Below are 19991 nucleotides of genomic sequence, written 5' to 3' on the forward strand. Positions count from 1 at the left end.
AGCCTGCCCCAACCCGCTGCGCGCTCAGCGTCCGCTGCGGCGCACCGGCGTCACGCTCTGCACCTGGCCGTTGTTGCGCATCATGCACAGGAAGCGGCCATCGGGATAATCGATGATCAGTTCCTGGTAATCGCTGCCCACCGGCATCTGGGTCACCAGCGCGCCCTGCGCGCCCTTGCGCATGTTGCAGGCGCCCAACGCGGTATCGCCTGCCGGCGCGGGGGTAGTCACCGAGGACACATTGCGGAACACCGCGCGGCAGCCGCCATTGACCCATACCGAGTGCCGCGACAGGCCCCAGTTCTTGCCCTCCTCGCAGCGGGTACGGCTGAGCTGGCGCACGATTTCCACGTTGCCACGGGTGTTCAGATCGCAAGAGACCTGCTGCTGGCCGGTGGATTCGCAGGTGACTTCGCGCGGTAGTGCGGCATCTCCGGAGGCAGCGTCGCGAGCGCGTGCGCTGTTTGCGGTAAGCGCGGACGTGCCCCTGGCGCTGACCTGGCAGATGCCATTGGCGCCGCCACGGCCGGTGTAGCTGACCTGCGGCGCGCCGTCATCGTTGCGGCTGATCGACAGCGTGATGCCACTGTTGGCATCGCGTGCTTCGAAATAGCGGTCGTTGAAACGTTTCAGCGTGGCCTCGCGGCCCTGCACGTAGACGGGTCCACCATCGTCGGCGTGAACATCGATGCCGCCCGGGCAGCTGGCGTTGAAGAACGGCACAGCAGCCATGGCCGGGGCCACGAAGGCGGTGGACAACAGTGCGACGATGAGCGACAGGGCATGGCGACGCATGTGCTTATCCCGAAGGGGCCAAGGGCGGGCGTGTAGCGGCAGTATGCGGTGGGGCGCTGCGGGCTGTCCGTGAGGAATATCAAGATCCGGGGCGCGCGTTGGCACTTTTGGGTCTGGTATCGTTGCCTTGGTGCCTTGCCGAGGCTGTTAAGCCAGCTTTACGTCGCACGCTACTGTAAGCCGTGCGGCAACAGTGGAGCGGCCCGGATGGCCGATGATTAGGGCGCTGCGCGATATGTCGCTTCTGGCATTGCGATGCTCGAAACGGGCCAAACGCGATAATTCATTTTTCCTTTCAGATCACCCGATGCCATCGAAACAAACGACTGGCAGGCGGGGATTTCGCGTGCGCATGATGAATCGCCACCTGCAAAGGTGGTCGGGACTTCCAAGCCCGCGTTGTCAACGATGTATACGCTTGCCAGCCGGCGTCGTCCTTTCAGGGGCGGCGCCGGCTGGCAATCCGTTAGCCGATCGACGGCGGGCGGTGCGTGGGGGCCTCGTGCCCGCCGATTCGTTGACCCGGTCTTGGAAGCCACGCATCGCCCGCCACCCTCTTCGGGTGGCACCTCTGTTTCCGACGAGGACGCCCGCATGCCCAAGACCGATCACCCGTACCTGACCGCCACCCTGGGCGAGGCTGCGCTGCGCCTGCCGCCCGAACTGGCGCAGCCGTTGGAAGCCGCTTTCGCTGCCGCCAACGAGGCGCCCGCGCCCATCAACCTGCCCGGCTGCCTGCAACGCATCCAGGCCGGTGACGCCGCCGATGGACAGCCGTGGCAGGGACCGGCAGGCACACCTGGCGACGCCGTGGCTACCGCACGCAGGGACCGCGCCGCAGTGGGCCTGGTATCGCTGCTGGAGCTGTACCACGCCGCAGAGCGCGTGCGCGTGGATGGGGAAGAGAAGGACGACATCGGCGATGGCACGCGCGAGGGTCTGATGCTGGCCTGCCGGGGGCTGGCGGAGTATGTGGCGTTGCAGATGGGTGGGACTCAATAATGCGGAACGTTGAGATCCCCAACGCATAGGTTCAACACGCCGCAACCCAGCTAACGATTCAGGCAGACCCGCTGCTGGAATGAGCACACCCTACCCAAACCTGTCCTCGTTGAGCTGCGGCTGGACGAAGAGGATTCGCGTGGCGGCGCTGTTGCCGAGATGATCGCGTCCACCGCACGCCCCATGGCGCCTTCCATGAGTCCTGAACTCATGTGGTACAGCTTCGTCTTGAATGACAGAGCCATCACCCGGATCCGTCCTGGAACGCGGACGAATTGCACGATCTCATTCGTCAACCATGACGGTGCGAAAGAGGTATTCCCCTGTGGCACGGTGGCCGCCTTCGGAGACGGATCGTCGACAAGAGGGTTGATCCGCATCATTCGGTTTGATTAAGACTGATCGCACCGGACTTCTTGGAGCGGCGGAAGTGGAGCGCAGTGCCTTGACGCCTCACACGGCACTGGCATGCAGGCGCACACCCAAGGCACGGGTCACCTTCAGGATGGTGGCGAAATCGGGGCTGCGTTCGCCGGACAGTGCGCGGTAAAGGCTCTCGCGCGACAGGCCCGCCGCGCGCGCAACCTTGCTCATACCCTGAGCGCGCGCGATGTCGCCAAGCGCCTTAGCGATGAATGCGGAATCGCCGTCGCTTTCCTCGATGCAGGCGTCGAGATAGGCGGCCATTTCTTCGGGTGTCCGAAGGTGTTCGGCCACATCAAATGCTTTGAGTTCGACTTTTTTCTTAGTGGCCATGATGGAACAGCTCCAGTACTTGGGTATTGATTCGTTTCGACTACAGCCGGTTCGACGCTCACAGGGCACGTGCAATCTCCCTGGCCTTTTCGATATCGCGTTGCTGTGAGCTTTTGTCACCTCCGACCAAAAGAATCAGCAACTGCCTGCCGCGCTGGGTGTAGTACAGGCAGTAGCCCGGCCCTGCATCGACACGCAGTTCGGAAATACCGTCCCCCAGATAGCGGTGATCGCCCGGATGGCCTTCGGTGAGCCGACCGATGCGGGCCAGGATGCGAGCGCGCGCAGTTACGTCCTTGAGAGCGTCAATCCATGTCGCGAACTGACGGGTACGCTGGATCTTCATGGAAAAATGTAGCCTACTGACTACACATTTTCAACTACGAGAAACGCGTATCAACCACGAAGGACGCGCACAGACAGGTGGGACGCGCCTCGTCAGGTGCAAGATGAGATAACAGCAAGGCAGGAAAAGAAGGGGAGAGACGCAGCAGGGAGCAGTGCTCGACCGATTACTGCGCCGCCGTGTCGAGCTGCACAACTGGAGTGTGGTGGTGCCGCTTATCCGAATCGAACGGATGACCTACTGTTTACAAGACAGTTGCTCTACCAACTGAGCTAAAGCGGCATGGGGGATGCACCGGCGGCAGCGCCGCGGTCCGGGGATTCTAGCGCAACCGCGTGCATTCCAGCGACCGGCTCTGTGCCGCCCCGCTGCGCTGCTGGGCCTGGGCCGGCTGCGTGCCTGCCGCCAGCTGCCCTTCCAGCCACCACTGGCCGGCGTCGCCGCTGGCGACAAGGCGCGGCTGGAAGCCGGCGGCCTGCACCGCCGCCATGCGCCGCTCGGCGCCTTCGCGGTTGCGGTACTGGCCCAGCGCCACGGCGTTGGCCTCCTCGCCTTGGCTGATGATGTAGTAGTCGCTCAGGCCAGCGGCGACGATGCGTTTCACGGTGGCCTGGGCTTCTTCGCGGTTGGCGGCGGCCGGCAGCATCACCCGGTAACGGGCGCTGCCGCTGGCAGCGGGCTGTTCGCGCAGGCGCACCTGGCTGAGCAGCGTGCCGGCCTTGCCCTGCGCGCTGCTCGCGGTGGCGCGGTCGGCGAACGGGCCCAGCGCGACGCAGCGCGGCGGTTCGGCAGCCACGGGCGGGGTTACGGGCTTTTCCGGCGCCGGCGCCGGGGTCGGGGTCGGTGCAGGCGGTGTTGCCGGCTTGGCAGCGGCAGCAACCGGCGTAGCCTCAGCCGCCTGCGGCTTGGCAATCTCCGGCTTGGCCGGGGCGGCGGGCGCCGGCGTTACAGCCACGGCCGTATTGTCCGCCGGTTCGCGCTCCATCAACGGCGCGGTCGGCGCGGCGGCTGTGGCTTCGGCGGCCGCAGCGGCATCCACGCCACCGGGCACCCAGCGCAGCTCGGCCACGCCGGCCGGTTGCGGCGGCGGCGCAGGCTTCTGCGGCGCATCGCGCAGCAGCCACCAGCAGGCGACGCCAAGATTGAGGATGGCCAGTACGACGATCAGGGCACGGGTCAGCATGCGCGGATACTAGCCTGCGGGCTGGTGCACCGCCCAGCGGGCGAGGCCATCCAGCACCAGCGAGGGATGGTAATCCGCGCCGGGCAGCAACGGCATCAGCGCCGGTGCGCCGCCACCGTGCACCAGCAGCGACGGTGCCACGCCCAGCAGCGTGTGCGCCTGCTGTGCGCTGCGTTCGATCAGTGCCACGGCCGCACCATCGCAGCCGGAGGCCAGCGCGTCGGCGGTGTCGTTGGCGAATTCGCTGTAGTCACCGCCGGTAGCCGGCAGCTGCACCGCGCGGGCATGCAGTGCTTCGCGCATGGTGGTGGGCGATGCGGAAATGCGGCCACCGTGGTGTTGGCCGTCGGCGTCAAGCAGATCAATCGTCAGTGCGGTGCCCACCCCGACCACCAGCACCGGGCGCTGCGCCTTGGCCGCGGCCAGCAGGGCCAGGAAGCGGTCCACACCGAATTTTTCGGGCTTGGCATAGGCAATGCGCACACCGGCGCATTCGGCGCTGGTACGCACCACGTGCACGTGCTCGAAGCGACGTTGCAGCTGGTCCAGCATGGCGCTGGTCAGCGACGGTGCGGCCACGCTGGCCACGAACGCGGTGGTACCGCTGGGCAGGCTGTGCGGCGGCTGTCCGGCCATGCCTTCGGCGCCATGCGCCCAGGCCTGCACGTCACCGGCACGGTCACCCTGCAACGGCGCGAACTTGAAGCGCGAGTTGCCGAGGTCGAACAACCAATCGCTCATGCCGCCCTCACGCTGACTTCGCCGGCGTGCAGCAGGCGCTCACGGCCATCGATGCGCACGCGCAGTGCCCCGTCATCGGCCAGGCCAAGCGCGGTGCCATGCTGCCACTGCCCTTCCAGTTCCACCCGTACTTCTCGACCGGCCAGCATGTCGAACGCGGCGTAGCGCGGCAGGAAGGGAGCGAGGCCTTCGCGATCGAATTCTTCCAGTGCCGGCAGCAGGCGCGCCAGCACGGCAGCAACCACCACGTTGCGGTCCACCGGCTTGCCGGCCAGCGTGTCCAGGTCCACCCACGGCTGGGTGATCTGCTCGGCGAAGGACGGCGGCATGTGCGTGTTGATGCCGATGCCGATCACCGCGCGCGCCGGGCCGGCGTATTCGCCACCGCCTTCTGCGAGCAGGCCGACCAGCTTGCGCTTGCCATCGACGATCAGGTCATTCGGCCACTTCAGCTGCGCCTGGGTGTAGCCCAGGTCGTGCAGCGCTTCGGCCACGGCGATGCCGGCCACCAGGCTCAGCCCGGCCAGGCGACCGAGGCCACCGGAGAACAGCCGCAGCACCGACAGGTAGATATGCGCGGCCAGCGGCGACGCCCACGTACGGCCACGACGGCCGCGGCCACCGGTCTGGCGTTCGGCCAGCAGCACGCTCACCCCGCGCTGGGGCGCGCTGCACCGCAGCAATTCGGCATTGGTCGAGTCCACCGTCCAGGCCACCTGGAGGTCGTGCAGCAGCGCCTGGGCGTCGCCGGGCAGGCCGGCGCGGATCGCGGCCGGGTCCAGCAGGTCGACCGGGCGGGTCAGGCCATAGCCCTCACCTGCACGCCCCTCGATGTCTACACCGGCGGCTCTAAGTCCTTGAATACGCTTCCAAATGGCCGCCCGGGTCTGGCCCAGCTCACGGGCCAGGGCGTCGCCGGAGAGGCGACCGGCAGCGAGTTTGGCCAGCAATTGGCGGTCGTCCACGGCAGCTTCCACGAAGTCAGGAAGGAATTATGCGGGAAAGCCGCCAGCGGCGCCCGCCACGCTGGGTTCCGCGGGGGCTTCCAACGGGGCGCCGGGTTCGGGCTAGAATCGGGAACTCACCTTCCCTTAACGTGGATGTCGTCAATGCGCCGTTATGCCCATTGCCTGATCCTGCTGACGATGCCCTTCGCGGCGTCTGCGACGGCAGCGCTGGACGACAGCCGCGGCGCCTGCGTGTCCTCCAACGGCGATGCCGCTTCGCAGCGTGCACCGACCGCGACCGCTTCGGCCGCCACCACCAAGCCGGCACCGGTCCGCCCGGCAGCCAGCACCAGCACGGGCGGCGGTGGCAGCGATGACGACGTGCTGCAGCGCATCCGCGCACCGAAGTGGCACAGCTACCTGCCGGGAATGTTCCGCTGATCAAGTCGTTGCTGCAGTGGCTGCGGCCTGCGCCGCGGCCGATCGACGATGTACTGTGGGATGAGGCCTGCCGCCGTGCGGCTTGGATGCACGGTCTGGACGACGATCGCCGCGCGCGATTGCGCCTGCTGGCCACGCGCTTCCTGCACGAGAAGACCATTACCCCGATCGGCGAGCTGCAGCTGGAGGCCGGCGATGGCGTGCTGCTGGCGGCACTGTGCTGCCTGCCGCTGCTGGAGTTCGGCGAGGTGGGTCTGGAAGGCTGGTCGCAGCTGATCGTCTACCCCGATGCATTCCGCGTACATCGCAGCCACATGGATGCGGCCGGCGTACTGCATGAGTGGGATGACGAACTGATTGGCGAGTCGTGGGACAGCGGTCCGTTGATCCTGTCGTGGGCCGATGTGCAGGCCGACCTGGCGACGCCGCACGAGGGCTACTGCGTGGCGGTGCACGAGATGGTGCACAAGCTGGATGCGCTGGATGGCGCGATGGACGGCACGCCGCCACTGCCGCGCGAGTGGCAGCGCGAGTGGGCAGCCACCTTCCAGCGTTCCTACGACGCCTTCTGCGCGCAGGTGGATGCCGGCGAGGAGACGTTGATCGACCCGTACGCGGCCGAGGCGCCGGAAGAGTTCTTCGCGGTGGCCAGCGAGTATCACTTCTCGGCACCGGATCTGCTGCAGCAGGCGTTGCCGGAGGTCGCCGCGCAGCTGCAGCGGTTCTATGGCGAGCCGCCAAGGATCAAAACACGGTAGTGCCGGCCGCTGGCCGGCAACCTGGCAATGCCACCGAAGATCATGAGGGTGCCGGCCAGCGGCCGGCACTACCGGATTACGCACGCGTTATTACGTCAGGCGATGCCCGGCGGACGGGAACGCGCGGCTGCGGCGGTTCTACGGCGAGCCGCCGAAGATCGAAACACGGTAGTGCCGGCCGCTGGCCGGCGACCTGGCAATGCCACCGAAGATCATGAGGGTGACGGCCAGCGGCCGGCACTACCGGAATACCACGCGCTGTTGCGTCAGGCGATGCCCGGCGGACGGGAACGCGCGGCTGCGGCGGTGCTACGGCGCGCCGCCGAAGATCGAAACACGGTAGTGCCGGCCGCTGGCCGGCAACCTGGCAATGCCACCGAAGATCATGAGGATGCCGGCCAGCGGCCGGCACTAGATCATGAGGGTGCCGGCCAGCGGCCGGCACTACCGATTGCGAAGGTTTACGGCCCTGGCGGCAAACGCACTTCGAAACGGGCGCCGCCCAGTTCGCTGGAACGGCCGACGGCCAGTTCGCCGCGGTAATCCTTGATCAGGTCCTGCACGATCGACAGACCGATGCCGTGGCCCTGCACGCGCTCGTCGCCACGCACGCCACGCTGCAGCACCTTGCCGATGTCGTCCGGGGCGATACCCGGGCCATCGTCGTCCACCGCCAGCAGCAGGCCTGCGCGGCGCGCGTTCGGTGCCGGCAGCGGCTGCGCGGTCAGCAGCACGCGGCGGTTGGCCCACTTGAAGGCGTTTTCCAGCAGGTTGCCGAGCAGTTCCTGCAGGTCGCCCGGTTCGCCGTGGAAGCGCGCGGCCGGATCGATGTCGAACTCGCACAGCACGCCCTTGGAGGCGTAGACCTTCTCCAGGCCACGCACGATTTCCTCGGCGTTGGACTCGATCGGAAGCGGCGCGGAGAACAGCTTGTGGCCCGACGACGCAGCACGTGCCAGCTGGTACGAAACCAAGTTGTTCATGCGCTGCAGCTGCACGTCCAGCTCTTCTCGCAGCGCGCCATCGCCCGCGCCGCTGTCCATCTGCGTGCGCAGCACCGCAATGGGCGTCTTCAGGCTGTGTGCCAGGTCGGCCAGGGTGTTGCGCTGGCGCTCGAGGTTCTCGCGCTCGCTTTCGATGAAGGCGTTGATGCTGTCGGTCAGCGGTTCCAGCTCGCGCGGGTGGCGCTCGCTCATGCGCTCGGTCTCGCCGCGCTGCACCTTGGTCAGCTCGGTGATCACCCGACGCAGCGGACGCAGGCTCCACTGCAGGATGACGGTCTGCAGCAGCAGCAGGATCAGGCCGATGCCGCCCAGGTAGAACCAGACACGGCCACGGAACACGCGCAGCTGCGCGCCCAACGCGCGCGAGTCTTCCATCACATAGATGGTGTACGGGAATTCGGTGGCCGGGTCGGCGTCGGCGTCCCACACCAGGCCCAGGCCATAGCGGTACACCGAGCCCTGGCTGCCGTCGATCTGGATCATCGGCAGCGGGCCTTCGAACACTTCCTGGCGTGGCGCCAGCAGGCCGCCGCCGACGGTGGGCAGCATCGGGCCTTCGGCGGACATCGAATTGCCCTTGCCGTGCGGCATCACCACCTGCAGGTACAGGCCACTGCCCGGCACGTCGAAGCGCGAATCCGGCGGCTGCTCGCGGATGTACAGCGAGCGGTCGCGGGTGAAGTCGATGCCGGCCGCGTACGCGGTGGCGTAGTTCTTCAGGCGCTCACGCAGGTTCGCCTTCGCCGTATCGGCGAAGGCGGCGTCGAGTGCGTAACCGGCCAGGGCCAGGAACGCGACCAGGCCCACGGACGCGGCAAGCATCTGGCGCGCCTGCAGGGAGCGCGGCCGCCAGCGTCGGAAGAACCACAGACGGCCGGACATCATGGTCTCGCCAGGCTGAGCCGGCTCAGCCCTCGTTGCGCGGAATCGCGAAACGGTAGCCGCGGCCGCGCACGGTCTCGATCGGCTTCAGTTCGCCATCCGGGTCCAGCTTCTTGCGCAGGCGGCCGATGAACACTTCCAGCACGTTCGAGTCGCGGTCGAAGTCCTGCTGGTAGATGTGCTCGGTGAGGTCGGCCTTGGAGACCAGTTCACCGGCGTGCATCATCAGGTACTCCAGCACCTTGTATTCGTAGCTGGTCAGGTCGACATTGCTGCCGGCCACGCTGACGGTCTGCGCAGCCAGGTCCAGGGCGACCGGGCCGCATTCCAGGGTCGGCTTGCTCCAGCCGGCGGCGCGGCGCAGCAGCGCGTTGACGCGGGCCAGCAGCTCTTCAACGTGGAACGGCTTGACCAGGTAGTCGTCGGCGCCCTGCTTCAGGCCTTCGACCTTGTCCTGCCAGCTCGAACGCGCGGTCAGGATCAGCACCGGGAACTTCTTGCCTTCGTCACGCAGGGCCTTGATCAGCTCCATGCCCGACATCTTGGGCAGGCCGAGGTCGATGATGCCGACATCGAACGGAACTTCGCGCCCCATGTAGAGGCCTTCCTCGCCGTCCTGCGCAGCATCGACGGCAAAGCCTTCGCGCTTGAGCCGGGCTGCCAGGGTCTCACGCAGCGGGGCTTCGTCTTCGACCAGAAGGATACGCATGAACTCTCCCTAGTGTCCTGGGTGTGGCCCGGAGGCCTGTGGGGTACGGGTTGATAGCGACAACTATCCCTGTTCAGGGGTTATCGCCGCGTAGTGATGACATATCCGACCGCGGCGTGCGCGGCTGTGAACGCGACGGTGCGGGGTCGTCCATGTAGCGGACCCGGCCCCGGTCGTCCATGTACTTCACCCGGTTGATGTCACGCCCATCGAACGGCACGCGCTCGGCGCCGAGGATGTGGCCGCCGGTGGTGCGCTGCACGCGGCGCACGGCATCGGACAGCGAGCGCTCGTCGCCACGGCCACCGCGCTCGCCCCGCTCCATCATCTCCGCGCGCCCCTGATCGCCGCGCGGCGGCTGTTGCGCCAGCGCCGAAGACAGCGGCGCAGCCGCCAGCACCACGCAGGTGGCCAGGGCAATGCGGCGATGGAAGGGAGCGGAAGACATCGATGCGATCCTAGCCGAGCACGGCGATTCGTTCAAAAGTCGTAAATCCGGGAGCCGGGTTCGGGACCCGGCGCTTTACAAATCCTTTGCAAATTCTTGGTTTGGGGCAGTGAATCCGGTCTGAACTTTTCCGGCCCTGCGCTCGCGTCGTTCATCTAGGTGAACATTCGGGACGAATCGCCGCCCCTTGTCAAGTCAGGACCGTGACCGACGTCACGCCGCGGCGCGATCAGCTTCGCGTTCGGTGACCGCCAAGGCCTGTTCGATCAGGCTCCAGCCGGCGCCCGGGCGGTGTGCGCCCTCGCTCAGCACCTGGCGGAAGGCGCGACCACCGGGCTGGCCATGGAACAGGCCGAGCAGGTGGCGGGTGATGTGCTTCAGCGCCAGGCCTTCGCCCAGCCGCGCCTCGATGTAGGGGCGCATCGCGCGCAGCAGGTCACCACGTGCCTGTAGCGGGGCGCCGGTGTGCAGCGCCTCCAGCTGATGCAGCAGATAGGGGTCGTGATAGGCCGCCCGGCCCAGCATCACGCCATCGACGTGCGCGGCCTGCGCCTGTACCGCCTCGATGCTGGCCAGGCCACCGTTGATCACCACCGGCAGTGCTGGGCGTTCCTGCTTCAGGCGGTAGGCCCAGTCGTACTTCAGCGGCGGAACCTCGCGGTTCTCCTTCGGCGACAGGCCCTTCAGCCACGCGTTGCGGGCATGCACCACCACCATCGCCGCACCAGCGGCGACCTGGCGGTCGACGAAGCTGGCAAACACGTCGTAGTCGTTGTCCTCGTCCACGCCCAGGCGGCACTTTACCGTTACCGGGATGTCGGCCGCATCGACCATGGCCGCCACGCACTCGGCCACCAGCACCGGCTCGCGCATCAGGCAGGCGCCGAAACGCCCGGCCTGCACGCGGTCGGATGGGCAGCCGCAGTTGAGGTTGACCTCGTCGTATCCCCACTCGGCGGCAATGCGTGCAGCCTGCGCCAGCAGGGCCGGATCGCTGCCGCCCAGCTGCAGCGCCAGCGGCTGTTCGCTGCGGTCGAAGCCGAGCAGGCGCTCGCGGTCGCCGTGGATGACCGCGTTGGCGTGCACCATCTCCGTGTACAGGCGTGCACCCGGCGCCAGCACGCGATGGAACACGCGGCAATGGCGGTCGGTCCAGTCCATCATCGGGGCAACGGACAGGCGCAGGGAATCAGCGTAACGGGCGGTGGCGGACGTCATCGGGGTGTTGATCGTGGAGACTGGCATTGCCAGTGAGATCAATAGTTTACACCGCTCGGCTGAATGGCGGCGGCTGGCGCCCGGATAGCGCTGGGGCGCCCGGGCCCGAGGGCCGTCCGCAGGCCGGGCGGCGCCACCCCACAATGACGGGCAACCGGTCACAGTTGTCGCGATTCGTTGACGACGACGAAATATTGACGCCGTTATAGTCCGTCGCTCGCAATGGATTGGACGTGTGGAGCAGATGATGCAGCACAAGCGTTTGAGCAGGACCCTCGCCACCGCGCTGGCGGTCGCCGTACTGGCCATCGGCACGGCAACCGCAGCACCGGCGGCCACCGGGCTGAGCCCGGCCTTCACCACCTGCCGTGACAAGGCACAGGGTGCGATCGAGCAGGCCGCCTGCCTGACCTCGGAAAGCGCACGCCAGGATCAGCGCCTGAACCAGGCCTACCGCCAGCTGCAGGCAAAGCTGACTGGCGCAAAGAAGACCAAGCTGGTGAATGCCCAGCGCGCGTGGCTGCAGTCGCGCAGCCGCGATGGCGAACTGGATACCGCGCTGTACGACGATTCGCAGCCCGGCAACCTGCAGGGCGAGCTGAACGATGTGATGCGCCTGAGCGCGCGTGCCGACCAGCTGCAGAAGTATCTGCAGCTGCTGGACTGACCCTTGAGGGGCAAACCCTCTGACTGCACAAGGATGTAAGACATGCCAACCAACATCGATACCCATGATCTCGATGCCACCTCCGGCGCCGTGTATTTCGCCGTCGGCCGTGGTACCGAAGGGGGTCCCGCCTCCTACCATCTGGCCATCGCCGGCATCACCCAGGGCGTGACCGAACCGCACTGGGGCACAGTGAACAAAGTCGCGCAGAACAGCGGTTACAGCCTGGGCGCGATCCAGGTCGACTTCGGCCAGCGCGGCGAGTGGGCGCTGGGCGCCATCGACGGCCACGCACTGAAGGCGGGCGAGACGACCTATGTCGACGCCGTGATCGATCAGGCCAGCAGCTATGCCAAGGCGCACAACCTGCCGTTCACCCAGGACCACGCCGACCTGCGCCGCGACCTGCTCAGCCACGGCAATGGCCTGAGCGGGCGCAGCTCGATCCAGTTCATCGATACCAACACGCGCGACAGCATCAACGCCTGGGCCGGTTCGGCCGAGGGCAAGCAGTGGATCCACGCGAACATCGACTACCCGCAGGTGCGCAACGCCACCCGGATCGGCATGGCGATGGTGGACGCACACGGCAGCGGCATCGCCGAGGAAAACCGCTTCGAAGCGATCAGCCTGATCGCCAAGACCGCCAACCAGTTGCCCAGCCAGCTGCCCAAGCTGCAGAAGGTGCTGGAAGAAGGCGGTGACTACGAGGCGCTGCGCGCGAAGGCCGGGCAGATCCGCGAGACCTACCAGTACTTCGACGCGCCCAAGGCCGGCGACATCGCCGTGCGCTACGAAAATGCCTACGCCAACAACAAGGACGCAATGGACCGCGCCCATGCCAAGGTCAGCAGCCGCGACTACTCGCCCGCCGGTGAGCACAACGATGCAGACATCAAGGTGGCGCTGGACCAGATCGGCGCACCGCGCCAGCAGGCCGGTTCGCAGACGTTGAAGGAAGGGTCCAGCGGCCGTGACGTGCTGAAGCTGGAGAGCAATCTGGTCACGCTGGGCTATGCCAGTGCTGGCGGCCAGCAGACGCTGAATCCGGACCGGCGCTTCGATGCCACCACCCGCAAGGCGGTGGAAGACTTCCAGCGCGCACACAATCTGGACCCGGTGGACGGCAAGGCCGGGCCAGCCACGCTGGCCGCGATCGACCGCGACGCGCGCGAACTCCAGGGCAACCTGGCCGCGCTGGGGCTGACCGACGCCAAGGGTCAGGCCATCGGCAGCGACGGCTATCTGGGCGGTGGCAGCCGCCATGCGATCAACGCGTTCCAGCAGCAGCATGGCCTGCCTGCGACCGGCATTGCCGATGCGGAAACCCGCCAGGCGCTGGCCAATGAAGTGCAGCAGCGTGCGCAGGCACAGGGCAACACCCAGGAGCAGCAGGCCGCGGCCGAGCCTGCGCGCGAGACGGTGTACCCGATGTCCGACCCGCGCAGCCCGCAGAACTGGCTGTACACCGAGACCCTGGTGCAGGTGAAGTTCGCCGAGGAAGCGCGTGGCCTGCCCTCCGGCGAGCACAGCGAGAAGCTGGCCGCTGCGCTTACCGTGGAAGCTGCACGTGCCGGCCTGTACCGGGTTGATCGCGTTGAGCTGAACCAGGATGGCTCGATGGCGCGCGCGGTGCAGGCCAATGCGCTGCATGACGAAAGCGCGTTGAACCGCAATACCGCGCCGGTATCGACCGCTGACGCGATGCGCCAGAGCGTGCAGGAGAACAGCGAGCGGGCGTTGCAGGTGAGCGATCAGCAGCGCGAGCAGCAGAAGATCGACCAGCAGACCCAGCAGCACGGCCCGCGGGCCATGATGGCGTAAGAGAGCGGGCCCACGGGCCTGCGAGTGCCATTACCTTGCTCACCCCTCGTCGGCTTGAGGCCGACGGGGGCATTGGTTGAGGTGCGTCGAGGATTGTCGCAAATGCGAGGTCTTGCGCCTCGGAGCGTGCCCACGCTTCGAGGGAGTCGGCCTCGAGGTGTAGCCGATCCGGTTTGATCGCGTCGACGCTTTGACGACAGATAAGTCCGTCCGGAGCTTTCCCTAAGTGGTCAGTACCCGCCATCCATAGGCGGTCTGCTTCTTGAAACACTGCCGCCTCAGGCGGTCAGGTCTCACAGGTGGGCGTCGCGCAGATCAATCTGTACCTTCGGCGTCACGTGCGGGTAATCGAACACCGCACCCAGAGGGCCGGCCGAGGCAAAGAACACCTGCCCACGCACGCGGTAGACCTGCGTGTCACCGGCATCGTAGCGCTGCATATCCAGCATGCGGCCGAGGAGTTCGATGACCATGTTGGCCATGCCCTGGGCGACGAATCCGCGGTCACGCTCGCTGGGCGTCTCGGCGATGTCCTCGACGTTCTGCGACGATGCCGGACAGCGGAAGGCAGCGAAGCATGCCGCCGCCCTACAATCGGGCCATGGCCACCCACCGCCCGCAGTTCTTCGACCCCGCCACCGAACAGGGCGTGCTGCGCCTGTCGATCGCCGCCTCGCTGCTGCTGGCCGCCGCCGCAGTGGTATTCGGCCTGCTGGCCAATTCCTCGCTGATCATCTTCGACGGCATCTACGGCCTGATCGACGTGGTCATGACCTGGCTGTCGCTGCTGGTGGCACGCCTGATCGCGCTGTCCACCCAGACCGACGCGTTGCAGTCGAGGCTCAACCAGCGCTTCACCATGGGCTTCTGGCACCTGGAACCGATCGTGCTGGGGGTCAGCGGCACGCTGATGATCGGTGCGGCACTGTATGCCCTGGTCAATGCGGTGGATGCACTGATGTCCGGGGGCCGCCACATCGCACTGGGCCCGGCCATCGCCTTCGCCGGGCTGTCCATCGTCGGCGAAGGCGCGCTGGCCTGGTTCATCCTGCGCGCCAACCGCCGCATCGGCTCGGAGTTCATCGCACTGGATGCGAAAAACTGGGTGATCGCGGCCAGCATGTCAGCCTGCTACCTGCTGGCCTTCCTCGGCGGCGTGCTGGTGCAGGGCACCTCGTGGGCCTGGGTCGGGCCGTACATCGACCCGGCCATCCTCGCCTTCGTCTGCGTGCTGGTGATGATCGCCCCGCTCGGCACCGTGCGCCGGGCGCTGGCGGGCATCCTGCTGGTCACCCCGCCGGAGCTGCAGGCGCACGTGGATGCCGTGGCACGCGCGATCGTGGCCAAGCATGGCTTCGTCGAGCACCGCAGCTACGTGGCGCAGGTGGGGCGAGGCGAGCAGATCGAGCTGTTCTTCGTGGTGCCGGAAAACGACCCGCCGCGGCCGCTGGTGGAATGGGACCAGCTGCGCGACGAGATCGGCGACGCGCTGGGCGAGGCCTCGCCGGACCGCTGGTTGACCATCATGTTCACCACCGACCGCGAGTGGACGATCTAGGCCACCAGGACGATCGATCAAGTTTTTCGTACGCCCTGCAACCCAACGTACGCGGAAACCGGGCAAAGTACGCTCCAACGCACCACCCACCCACCGACCAGGAGCATCCCGATGTCCATCGAAAAGGTTCTGTACACCGCCCAGGCCACCTCCACCGGCGGCCGTGAAGGCCGTTCCGTCTCCTCCGACAACGTGCTGGACATCCAGCTGTCGACCCCGCGCGAGCTGGGCGGCGCCGGTGGCCCGGGCACCAACCCGGAACAGCTGTTCGCCGCCGGCTACTCGGCCTGCTTCCTGGGCGCGCTGAAGTTCGTGGCCGGCCAGGCCAAGGTCGCGCTGCCGGCCGACACCACCGTCACTGGCAAGGTCGGCATCGGCCAGATCCCGACCGGCTTCGGCATCGAAGCCGAGCTGACCATCAGCGCTCCGGGCGTGCCGCGCGAGCAGCTGGAAGAGCTGGTGCAGAAGGCGCACATCGTGTGCCCGTACTCGAATGCCACCCGCGGCAACATCGACGTGACGCTGATCGTTGCCTGATGGGGTGCTGCCGGCCAGCGGCCGGCACTACCAACGTAAAGAGCAAAAAAATGGGCGGATGCCGGTCGAAACCGAACATCCGCCCATCCCACCTTCGTTGTCCCACAGGGGGGCATGAGGTTGCCGGCCAGCGGCCGGCACTACCAGGTCACTTCTCGCTCGTGATGAGCTGCACGACGCTGGAGAAATCCAGCTTGCCGCGGCCGGCCTGGTGGTTCATCGAGTACAGGTTGCGGGCCACTTCGCCCAGCGGAATCGAGGCACCGACACTCATCGCCGCTTCCACCGCCAGGCCCATGTCCTTCAGCATCAGATCGCTGCCGAAACCGCCGCTGTAGCCGCGCGAGGCCGGCGCGTTTTCCAGCACGCCCGGCCACGGGTTGCACACTTCAGTGGCCCAGCTGCGGCCGGTGCTGACCGCCATCATCTGCGACAGCACCTTCGGGTCCAGGCCGTGCGCCACGCCCAGCGCGATGGCTTCACCGGTCACCGCCATGATCACGCCCAGCGCCATGTTGTTGCACAGCTTGGCGACCTGGCCGGCGCCGCTGGCGCCGACATGGAAGATGTTCTTGCCCATCGCCTGCAGCACCGGGCGCGCGCGTTCCAGCGCGTCCTCTTCGCCACCGACGATGAAGGTCAGGGTGCCGGCCTGGGCACCGGCGGTACCGCCGGACACCGGTGCGTCGATCATCTGCAGGCCACGCGCGGCAGCGGCCTCGGAGACCTTGCGGGCGCTGGCCGGGGCGATCGTACTGCAGTCGATGACCAGCGCACCGGCCGGAATCGCGGCAAGGATGCCGTCATCGCCCAGGTACACGCCTTCGACGTGGCGGCTGGCCGGCAACATCGAGATCACCACTTCGGCATCGGCCAGGGTGTCGCGCGCCGACGACGCAGCACTGGCACCGGCGTCAACGGCGGCCTGCACCGCGGCCGGGACCAGATCGAACACGCGCACGCTGTGGCCGTTCTTGACCAGATTGGCGGCCATCGGGCCACCCATGTTGCCCAACCCGATGAATGCAATGCGGCTCATGCAAGGCTCCTTTCAACAAGGGGAGTGCCCAGGTCGGCCAGCGGATGCGCGGCAGCGGCCCAGGGGGAAGCGAAGAAGGTGTCGGCCCACGCGCCGGTGGCCTCGGCCAGGGTGGCCGGGTTCCACTGCGGATTGCGGTCCTTGTCGATCAGCAGCGCGCGGATGCCTTCGGCGAAATCACCGTGGGCGGCGCAGTGCAGGGCGACGATGTACTCCAGGCGATAGACCGCGGCCAGGTCCTGGCCGGTACTGCGGCGCTGCAGTTCGTACGCCAAGCGTGCCGAACCCGGTGCGCCGGCAGCCAGGGTCTTCTGTGCCGCCTGCAGCCAGGCATCGTCGGTCTGCAGCTTGCTGATGCGCTCGATGATCGCGGGCAGGTCATCGCCCTCGCACAGCGCCTCGACCTGCGCGGCATTGGCCAGCAGCGGGCCGGTGGCGGCATCGCTGGCATGCGACTGCAGCAGATGGGTCAGGCGTTCGTGGTTGTGTGCGGAATCACTGGACCAGGCCACCTGCAGCAGCGCATCGAACACTGCACTGCGGCGCTCTTCGGCCACGTGCACGTCGGCCAGGCCGGCGTAGATGGCATCGCCCGGGTTGAGCAGTGCGCCGGTCAGCGCCAGGAACAAGCCGCCCTTGCCCGGTACGCGCGGCAGCAGCCAGCTGCCACCGACATCGGGGAACAGGCCGACGGTGATTTCCGGGAAGGCCAGCTTGGAACGCTCGCTGACCACGCGGTGGCTGGCGCCGGACATCAGGCCGATGCCGCCACCCATCACGATGCCATGGCCCCAGCACAGGATCGGCTTGGCGTAGGTGTGGATGAGATGATCGACGCGGTATTCGACGTCGAAGAACTCGGCGGCGTAGTCGTTCTCGCGGATGTCGCTGCAGCCGGCCTCGCGGAAGGCGACCATGCTCTTGTACAGGCTGTGCAGGTCGCCGCCGGCGCAGAACGCCTTCTCACCGGCGCCCTGCAGCACCACCATGGCGATGCCGTCGTCATCGGCCCAGGCATTCAGCTGCTTCAGCAGCAGGTGCGCCATCGGCAGCGAGAAACCATTGAGCGTGCGCGGCGCGTTGAGCGTGGCGATGCCGATGCGCGCGCCGTTGCCGGCCACGCGCTCCTCGAACAGCACCGGTGCGTCGTCGGCAACGGTGTCGGTGCTCATGCGTTCTTCCACTGCGCGGTGCGCTTTTCCAGGAAGGCGGTCACGCCCTCGACCTGGTCGGCGGTGTCGAACAGGTCGACGAAGGCTTCACGCTCGGCCACCAGCGCCGAGGCGTGGGTGCCGGTGCGGGTGGACTGCACCAGGGTCTTGCAGGCGGCGATGCTGGTCGGGCTCTGCTTGCCGGCCTTCTTCGCCCATTCCAGGGCCAGTGCCTTGGCTTCGCCCTTGCCGACCTTTTCTTCGGCCAGGCCAATGCGCAGTGCGGTCTCGGCATTGATGCGCTCGCCCAGCAGGATCATGCGCTTGGCCCAGCCCTCGCCGACCAGGCGCGGCAGGTTCTGGGTGCCGCCAGCACACGGCAGCAGGCCGACGGTGGCCTCCGGCAGCGCGACCTGGGCGTGGTCTTCGATGATGCGCAGGTCGCAGGCCAGCGCGCATTCCAGGCCACCGCCCATGGCGTAGCCGTTGATCGCGGCGATCGACACGCCACGGAAACCGGACAGCGCTTCGAAGGCTTCACCGAAGCGGCGCGCGGCCTCGCGTGCAGCGGCCTTGTCGCCGGAGGCGAACTGGTTGAGGTCCGCACCGGCGGAGAAGAACTTCTCGCCGTCACCGGTGATCACCAGCGCGTAGATGTCGCGGTCTGCGTTGAGCGCGCCCACCAGGTCGCGCAGCGCCGACAGGCTGTGCACGGTCCAGGTGTGCGCCGGCGGGTTGTTCAGGGTGACCACGGCGGTGTGGCCATCCACCTCCACCTTCAGGCCCACGTGCTCCTGGGTACGCCAATCCTTCATCGCAGTTCCTCTTCGGTGTTGAGCAGGTGACGGGCAACGATCACCCGCATGATCTCGTTGGTGCCTTCCAGGATCTGGTGCACGCGGCAGTCACGCAGCAGGCGCTCGATCGGGTATTCGCGGATGTAGCCGTAGCCACCGTGGATCTGCAGCGCTTCGTTGCAGACGTTGAAGCCGGCATCGGTGGCGAAGCGCTTGGCCATCGCGCACCACACGTTGGCGTCGCTGGCACCGGCATCGAGCTTGCGCGCGGCGGTGTGCACCATCTGCCGGGCGGCGACCAGCTGGGTGACCATGTCGGCCAGCTTGAACTGCAGCGCCTGGAACTCGGCCAGCGCCTTGCCGAACTGGCGGCGCTCGCCCATGTAGCGGCGTGCGGCATCCAGCGCACCCTGCGCGGCACCCAGCGAGCAGGCGGCGATGTTGATGCGGCCGCCGTCCAGACCCTTCATCGCCAGCTTGAATCCGCCGCCTTCCTCTCCCAGAAGGTGGCTGACCGGCACGCGGACGTTTTCGAAGGTGATGCCACGGGTGGGCTGGCTGTTCCAGCCCATCTTCTCTTCCTTGCGGCCGAAGCTGATGCCCGGCAGGTCCGACGGCACCGCAATCGCGCTGACACCCCCGGCACCGGGGCCACCGGTGCGCGCCATCACCACCAGCAGCTCGGTGGCACCGGCGCCGGAAATGAAGGCCTTGGAGCCGTTCAGCACATAGAAGTCGCCATCGCGCACGGCGGTGGTCTTCAGCGACGCCGCATCGGAACCCGCACCCGGTTCGGTCAGGCAGTACGAGGCCAGCTTGCTGCCCGAGGACAGATCGGCGCCCCACGCATCGCGCAGGGCCGGCTGGCCCCACTTGGACACCATCCACGAGGCCATGTTGTGGATGCTGATGTACGCCGCGGTCGACGGATCGACGTTGGCGAGCTCCTCGATGACGACGGCGGCGTCCAGTCGGCTCAGGCCGCTGCCGCCCACTTCCGGGTCCATGTACAGGCCGCAGAAGCCCAGTTCACCGGCCTTGGCGATCGCCTCGCGCGGAAAGATGCCCTCCGCATCCCATCGCGCGGCGTGCGGCGCCAGTTCGGCCTGTGCGAAGTCGCGCGCCGCCTCGCGGTACGCCTGCTGCGCTTCTTCCAGTTCCGTCGTCATCGAGTGGCTCATGGCTGCT

The 19991-nt window shown here is 67.2% G+C and carries 22 protein-coding genes and 1 tRNA gene; 7 read left to right on the forward strand and 16 right to left on the reverse strand.

Going from position 1 to position 19991, the window contains the following annotated elements; genetic code table 11:
- Window positions 1-24: 24 nt before the first annotated feature.
- On the reverse strand, window positions 25-795 hold the full coding sequence (locus AC5P9P_RS17315; protein WP_049433631.1) for a DUF3011 domain-containing protein: 771 nt from the start codon (window positions 793-795) through the stop codon (window positions 25-27).
- Between the two features lie 594 nt (window positions 796-1389).
- Between AC5P9P_RS17315 and AC5P9P_RS17320 the strand changes: the two genes are divergently transcribed.
- Complete coding sequence (locus tag AC5P9P_RS17320; RefSeq protein ID WP_033833617.1) at window positions 1390-1797, forward strand: hypothetical protein; 408 nt, start codon at window positions 1390-1392, stop codon at window positions 1795-1797.
- Between the two features lie 453 nt (window positions 1798-2250).
- Here the strand turns inward: AC5P9P_RS17320 and AC5P9P_RS17325 are convergent, their stop codons facing one another.
- The 6 genes from AC5P9P_RS17325 to birA form a co-directional block, all read right to left on the reverse strand.
- Window positions 2251-2553 carry an addiction module antidote protein gene (locus AC5P9P_RS17325; protein ID WP_049433632.1) on the reverse strand — a complete coding sequence of 101 codons (303 nt, stop codon included), beginning with the start codon at window positions 2551-2553 and terminating at the stop codon, window positions 2251-2253.
- A gap of 58 nt (window positions 2554-2611) precedes the next feature.
- Complete coding sequence (locus tag AC5P9P_RS17330; RefSeq protein ID WP_033833615.1) at window positions 2612-2899, reverse strand: type II toxin-antitoxin system RelE/ParE family toxin; 288 nt, start codon at window positions 2897-2899, stop codon at window positions 2612-2614.
- Between the two features lie 206 nt (window positions 2900-3105).
- Window positions 3106-3181 (reverse strand) — tRNA-Thr (locus AC5P9P_RS17335).
- A 40-nt stretch (window positions 3182-3221) separates the two neighbouring features.
- Window positions 3222-4082 (reverse strand): SPOR domain-containing protein, encoded by an 861-nt coding sequence (locus AC5P9P_RS17340; protein WP_049403479.1) that lies wholly within the window; start codon window positions 4080-4082, stop codon window positions 3222-3224.
- A gap of 9 nt (window positions 4083-4091) precedes the next feature.
- Window positions 4092-4823 (reverse strand): type III pantothenate kinase, encoded by a 732-nt coding sequence (locus AC5P9P_RS17345; RefSeq protein ID WP_005407698.1) that lies wholly within the window; start codon window positions 4821-4823, stop codon window positions 4092-4094.
- A complete protein-coding gene (birA, locus tag AC5P9P_RS17350) occupies window positions 4820-5788 on the reverse strand; it encodes a bifunctional biotin--[acetyl-CoA-carboxylase] ligase/biotin operon repressor BirA (protein WP_033833474.1) in 969 nt (322 codons plus the stop codon). The genes AC5P9P_RS17345 and birA overlap by 4 nt, the downstream gene beginning before the upstream one ends.
- Window positions 5789-5932: 144 nt before the next feature.
- On the opposite strand from birA, the gene AC5P9P_RS17355 reads away from it, so the two are divergent.
- Window positions 5933-6211, forward strand: coding sequence for a hypothetical protein (locus AC5P9P_RS17355; protein WP_005407696.1), 279 nt, complete (start codon window positions 5933-5935; stop codon window positions 6209-6211).
- Complete coding sequence (locus AC5P9P_RS17360) at window positions 6178-6969, forward strand: M90 family metallopeptidase (protein ID WP_174842114.1); 792 nt, start codon at window positions 6178-6180, stop codon at window positions 6967-6969. The genes AC5P9P_RS17355 and AC5P9P_RS17360 overlap by 34 nt, the downstream gene beginning before the upstream one ends.
- A gap of 461 nt (window positions 6970-7430) precedes the next feature.
- Here the strand turns inward: AC5P9P_RS17360 and AC5P9P_RS17365 are convergent, their stop codons facing one another.
- The 4 genes from AC5P9P_RS17365 to dusA all read right to left on the reverse strand — a co-directional run bounded on the left by AC5P9P_RS17365 (window position 7431) and on the right by dusA (window position 11257).
- The gene (locus tag AC5P9P_RS17365) at window positions 7431-8855 is read right to left on the reverse strand and encodes an ATP-binding protein (protein WP_032953760.1); all 1425 of its coding nucleotides are present in this window, start codon (window positions 8853-8855) and stop codon (window positions 7431-7433) included.
- Window positions 8856-8880: 25 nt separating this feature from the next.
- Complete coding sequence (locus AC5P9P_RS17370) at window positions 8881-9564, reverse strand: response regulator transcription factor (RefSeq protein WP_004136763.1); 684 nt, start codon at window positions 9562-9564, stop codon at window positions 8881-8883.
- Between the two features lie 73 nt (window positions 9565-9637).
- Window positions 9638-10012, reverse strand: coding sequence for a hypothetical protein (locus AC5P9P_RS17375; protein ID WP_005407693.1), 375 nt, complete (start codon window positions 10010-10012; stop codon window positions 9638-9640).
- A 213-nt stretch (window positions 10013-10225) separates the two neighbouring features.
- A complete protein-coding gene (gene dusA / locus AC5P9P_RS17380; RefSeq protein WP_033833505.1) occupies window positions 10226-11257 on the reverse strand; it encodes a tRNA dihydrouridine(20/20a) synthase DusA in 1032 nt (343 codons plus the stop codon).
- A gap of 220 nt (window positions 11258-11477) precedes the next feature.
- Here dusA and AC5P9P_RS17385 point away from each other — a divergent pair, with 220 nt between their 5' ends.
- Both AC5P9P_RS17385 and AC5P9P_RS17390 read left to right on the forward strand, forming a co-directional pair.
- Window positions 11478-11897 (forward strand): lysozyme inhibitor LprI family protein, encoded by a 420-nt coding sequence (locus tag AC5P9P_RS17385; protein WP_219625293.1) that lies wholly within the window; start codon window positions 11478-11480, stop codon window positions 11895-11897.
- A 42-nt stretch (window positions 11898-11939) separates the two neighbouring features.
- Window positions 11940-13721, forward strand: a complete 1782-nt coding sequence (locus AC5P9P_RS17390; RefSeq protein WP_033833503.1) for a peptidoglycan-binding domain-containing protein — start codon at window positions 11940-11942, stop codon at window positions 13719-13721.
- 293 nt (window positions 13722-14014) lie between these two features.
- Here AC5P9P_RS17390 and AC5P9P_RS17395 read toward each other — a convergent pair whose 3' ends face one another.
- Entirely contained in the window at window positions 14015-14194 is a 180-nt protein-coding gene (locus AC5P9P_RS17395) for a hypothetical protein (protein ID WP_033833506.1), read from the reverse strand.
- A 104-nt stretch (window positions 14195-14298) separates the two neighbouring features.
- Here AC5P9P_RS17395 and AC5P9P_RS17400 point away from each other — a divergent pair, with 104 nt between their 5' ends.
- Together AC5P9P_RS17400 and AC5P9P_RS17405 are read left to right on the forward strand one after the other, a co-directional pair.
- A complete protein-coding gene (locus AC5P9P_RS17400) occupies window positions 14299-15279 on the forward strand; it encodes a cation diffusion facilitator family transporter (protein ID WP_049403794.1) in 981 nt (326 codons plus the stop codon).
- Between the two features lie 111 nt (window positions 15280-15390).
- Entirely contained in the window at window positions 15391-15816 is a 426-nt protein-coding gene (locus tag AC5P9P_RS17405; RefSeq protein ID WP_014035621.1) for an organic hydroperoxide resistance protein, read from the forward strand.
- Between the two features lie 148 nt (window positions 15817-15964).
- On the opposite strand, the gene mmsB is transcribed toward AC5P9P_RS17405, so the two are convergent.
- Genes mmsB through AC5P9P_RS17425 form a run of 4 tightly spaced genes read right to left on the reverse strand, consistent with a single transcriptional unit; the run spans window position 15965 to window position 19984 of the window.
- Window positions 15965-16855, reverse strand: a complete 891-nt coding sequence (mmsB, locus tag AC5P9P_RS17410; RefSeq protein ID WP_005407687.1) for a 3-hydroxyisobutyrate dehydrogenase — start codon at window positions 16853-16855, stop codon at window positions 15965-15967.
- The gene (locus AC5P9P_RS17415; protein ID WP_033833501.1) at window positions 16852-18027 is read right to left on the reverse strand and encodes an enoyl-CoA hydratase/isomerase family protein; all 1176 of its coding nucleotides are present in this window, start codon (window positions 18025-18027) and stop codon (window positions 16852-16854) included. The genes mmsB and AC5P9P_RS17415 overlap by 4 nt, the downstream gene beginning before the upstream one ends.
- A complete protein-coding gene (locus AC5P9P_RS17420) occupies window positions 18024-18821 on the reverse strand; it encodes an enoyl-CoA hydratase (protein ID WP_005411946.1) in 798 nt (265 codons plus the stop codon). The genes AC5P9P_RS17415 and AC5P9P_RS17420 overlap by 4 nt, the downstream gene beginning before the upstream one ends.
- Window positions 18818-19984: an acyl-CoA dehydrogenase family protein gene (locus AC5P9P_RS17425; RefSeq protein WP_033833499.1), complete on the reverse strand. Its 1167-nt coding sequence runs from the start codon at window positions 19982-19984 to the stop codon at window positions 18818-18820. Before AC5P9P_RS17425 ends, AC5P9P_RS17420 begins: the two co-directional genes overlap by 4 nt.
- Window positions 19985-19991: the final 7 nt, after the last annotated feature.

This window comes from Stenotrophomonas sp. YJH_SMC_14-1 (assembly GCF_059372275.1).

What these genes read in the sequence shown, in the direction of transcription:
- AC5P9P_RS17315 (WP_049433631.1), bottom strand. Translation starts at nt 795, where the DNA reads ATGCGTCGCCATGCCCTGTCGCTCATCGTCGCACTGTTGTCCACCGCC.
- AC5P9P_RS17365 (WP_032953760.1), bottom strand. Translation starts at nt 8,855, where the DNA reads ATGTCCGGCCGTCTGTGGTTCTTCCGACGCTGGCGGCCGCGCTCCCTG.
- AC5P9P_RS17425 (WP_033833499.1), bottom strand. Translation starts at nt 19,984, where the DNA reads ATGAGCCACTCGATGACGACGGAACTGGAAGAAGCGCAGCAGGCGTAC.
- AC5P9P_RS17370 (WP_004136763.1), bottom strand. Translation starts at nt 9,564, where the DNA reads ATGCGTATCCTTCTGGTCGAAGACGAAGCCCCGCTGCGTGAGACCCTG.
- AC5P9P_RS17340 (WP_049403479.1), bottom strand. Translation starts at nt 4,082, where the DNA reads ATGCTGACCCGTGCCCTGATCGTCGTACTGGCCATCCTCAATCTTGGC.
- AC5P9P_RS17400 (WP_049403794.1), top strand. Translation starts at nt 14,299, where the DNA reads ATGCCGCCGCCCTACAATCGGGCCATGGCCACCCACCGCCCGCAGTTC.
- AC5P9P_RS17355 (WP_005407696.1), top strand. Translation starts at nt 5,933, where the DNA reads ATGCGCCGTTATGCCCATTGCCTGATCCTGCTGACGATGCCCTTCGCG.
- AC5P9P_RS17385 (WP_219625293.1), top strand. Translation starts at nt 11,478, where the DNA reads ATGCAGCACAAGCGTTTGAGCAGGACCCTCGCCACCGCGCTGGCGGTC.
- AC5P9P_RS17420 (WP_005411946.1), bottom strand. Translation starts at nt 18,821, where the DNA reads ATGAAGGATTGGCGTACCCAGGAGCACGTGGGCCTGAAGGTGGAGGTG.
- AC5P9P_RS17330 (WP_033833615.1), bottom strand. Translation starts at nt 2,899, where the DNA reads ATGAAGATCCAGCGTACCCGTCAGTTCGCGACATGGATTGACGCTCTC.
- AC5P9P_RS17390 (WP_033833503.1), top strand. Translation starts at nt 11,940, where the DNA reads ATGCCAACCAACATCGATACCCATGATCTCGATGCCACCTCCGGCGCC.
- mmsB (WP_005407687.1), bottom strand. Translation starts at nt 16,855, where the DNA reads ATGAGCCGCATTGCATTCATCGGGTTGGGCAACATGGGTGGCCCGATG.
- AC5P9P_RS17395 (WP_033833506.1), bottom strand. Translation starts at nt 14,194, where the DNA reads ATGGTCATCGAACTCCTCGGCCGCATGCTGGATATGCAGCGCTACGAT.
- dusA (WP_033833505.1), bottom strand. Translation starts at nt 11,257, where the DNA reads ATGCCAGTCTCCACGATCAACACCCCGATGACGTCCGCCACCGCCCGT.
- AC5P9P_RS17415 (WP_033833501.1), bottom strand. Translation starts at nt 18,027, where the DNA reads ATGAGCACCGACACCGTTGCCGACGACGCACCGGTGCTGTTCGAGGAG.
- AC5P9P_RS17405 (WP_014035621.1), top strand. Translation starts at nt 15,391, where the DNA reads ATGTCCATCGAAAAGGTTCTGTACACCGCCCAGGCCACCTCCACCGGC.
- AC5P9P_RS17345 (WP_005407698.1), bottom strand. Translation starts at nt 4,823, where the DNA reads ATGAGCGATTGGTTGTTCGACCTCGGCAACTCGCGCTTCAAGTTCGCG.
- AC5P9P_RS17320 (WP_033833617.1), top strand. Translation starts at nt 1,390, where the DNA reads ATGCCCAAGACCGATCACCCGTACCTGACCGCCACCCTGGGCGAGGCT.
- AC5P9P_RS17325 (WP_049433632.1), bottom strand. Translation starts at nt 2,553, where the DNA reads ATGGCCACTAAGAAAAAAGTCGAACTCAAAGCATTTGATGTGGCCGAA.
- AC5P9P_RS17375 (WP_005407693.1), bottom strand. Translation starts at nt 10,012, where the DNA reads ATGTCTTCCGCTCCCTTCCATCGCCGCATTGCCCTGGCCACCTGCGTG.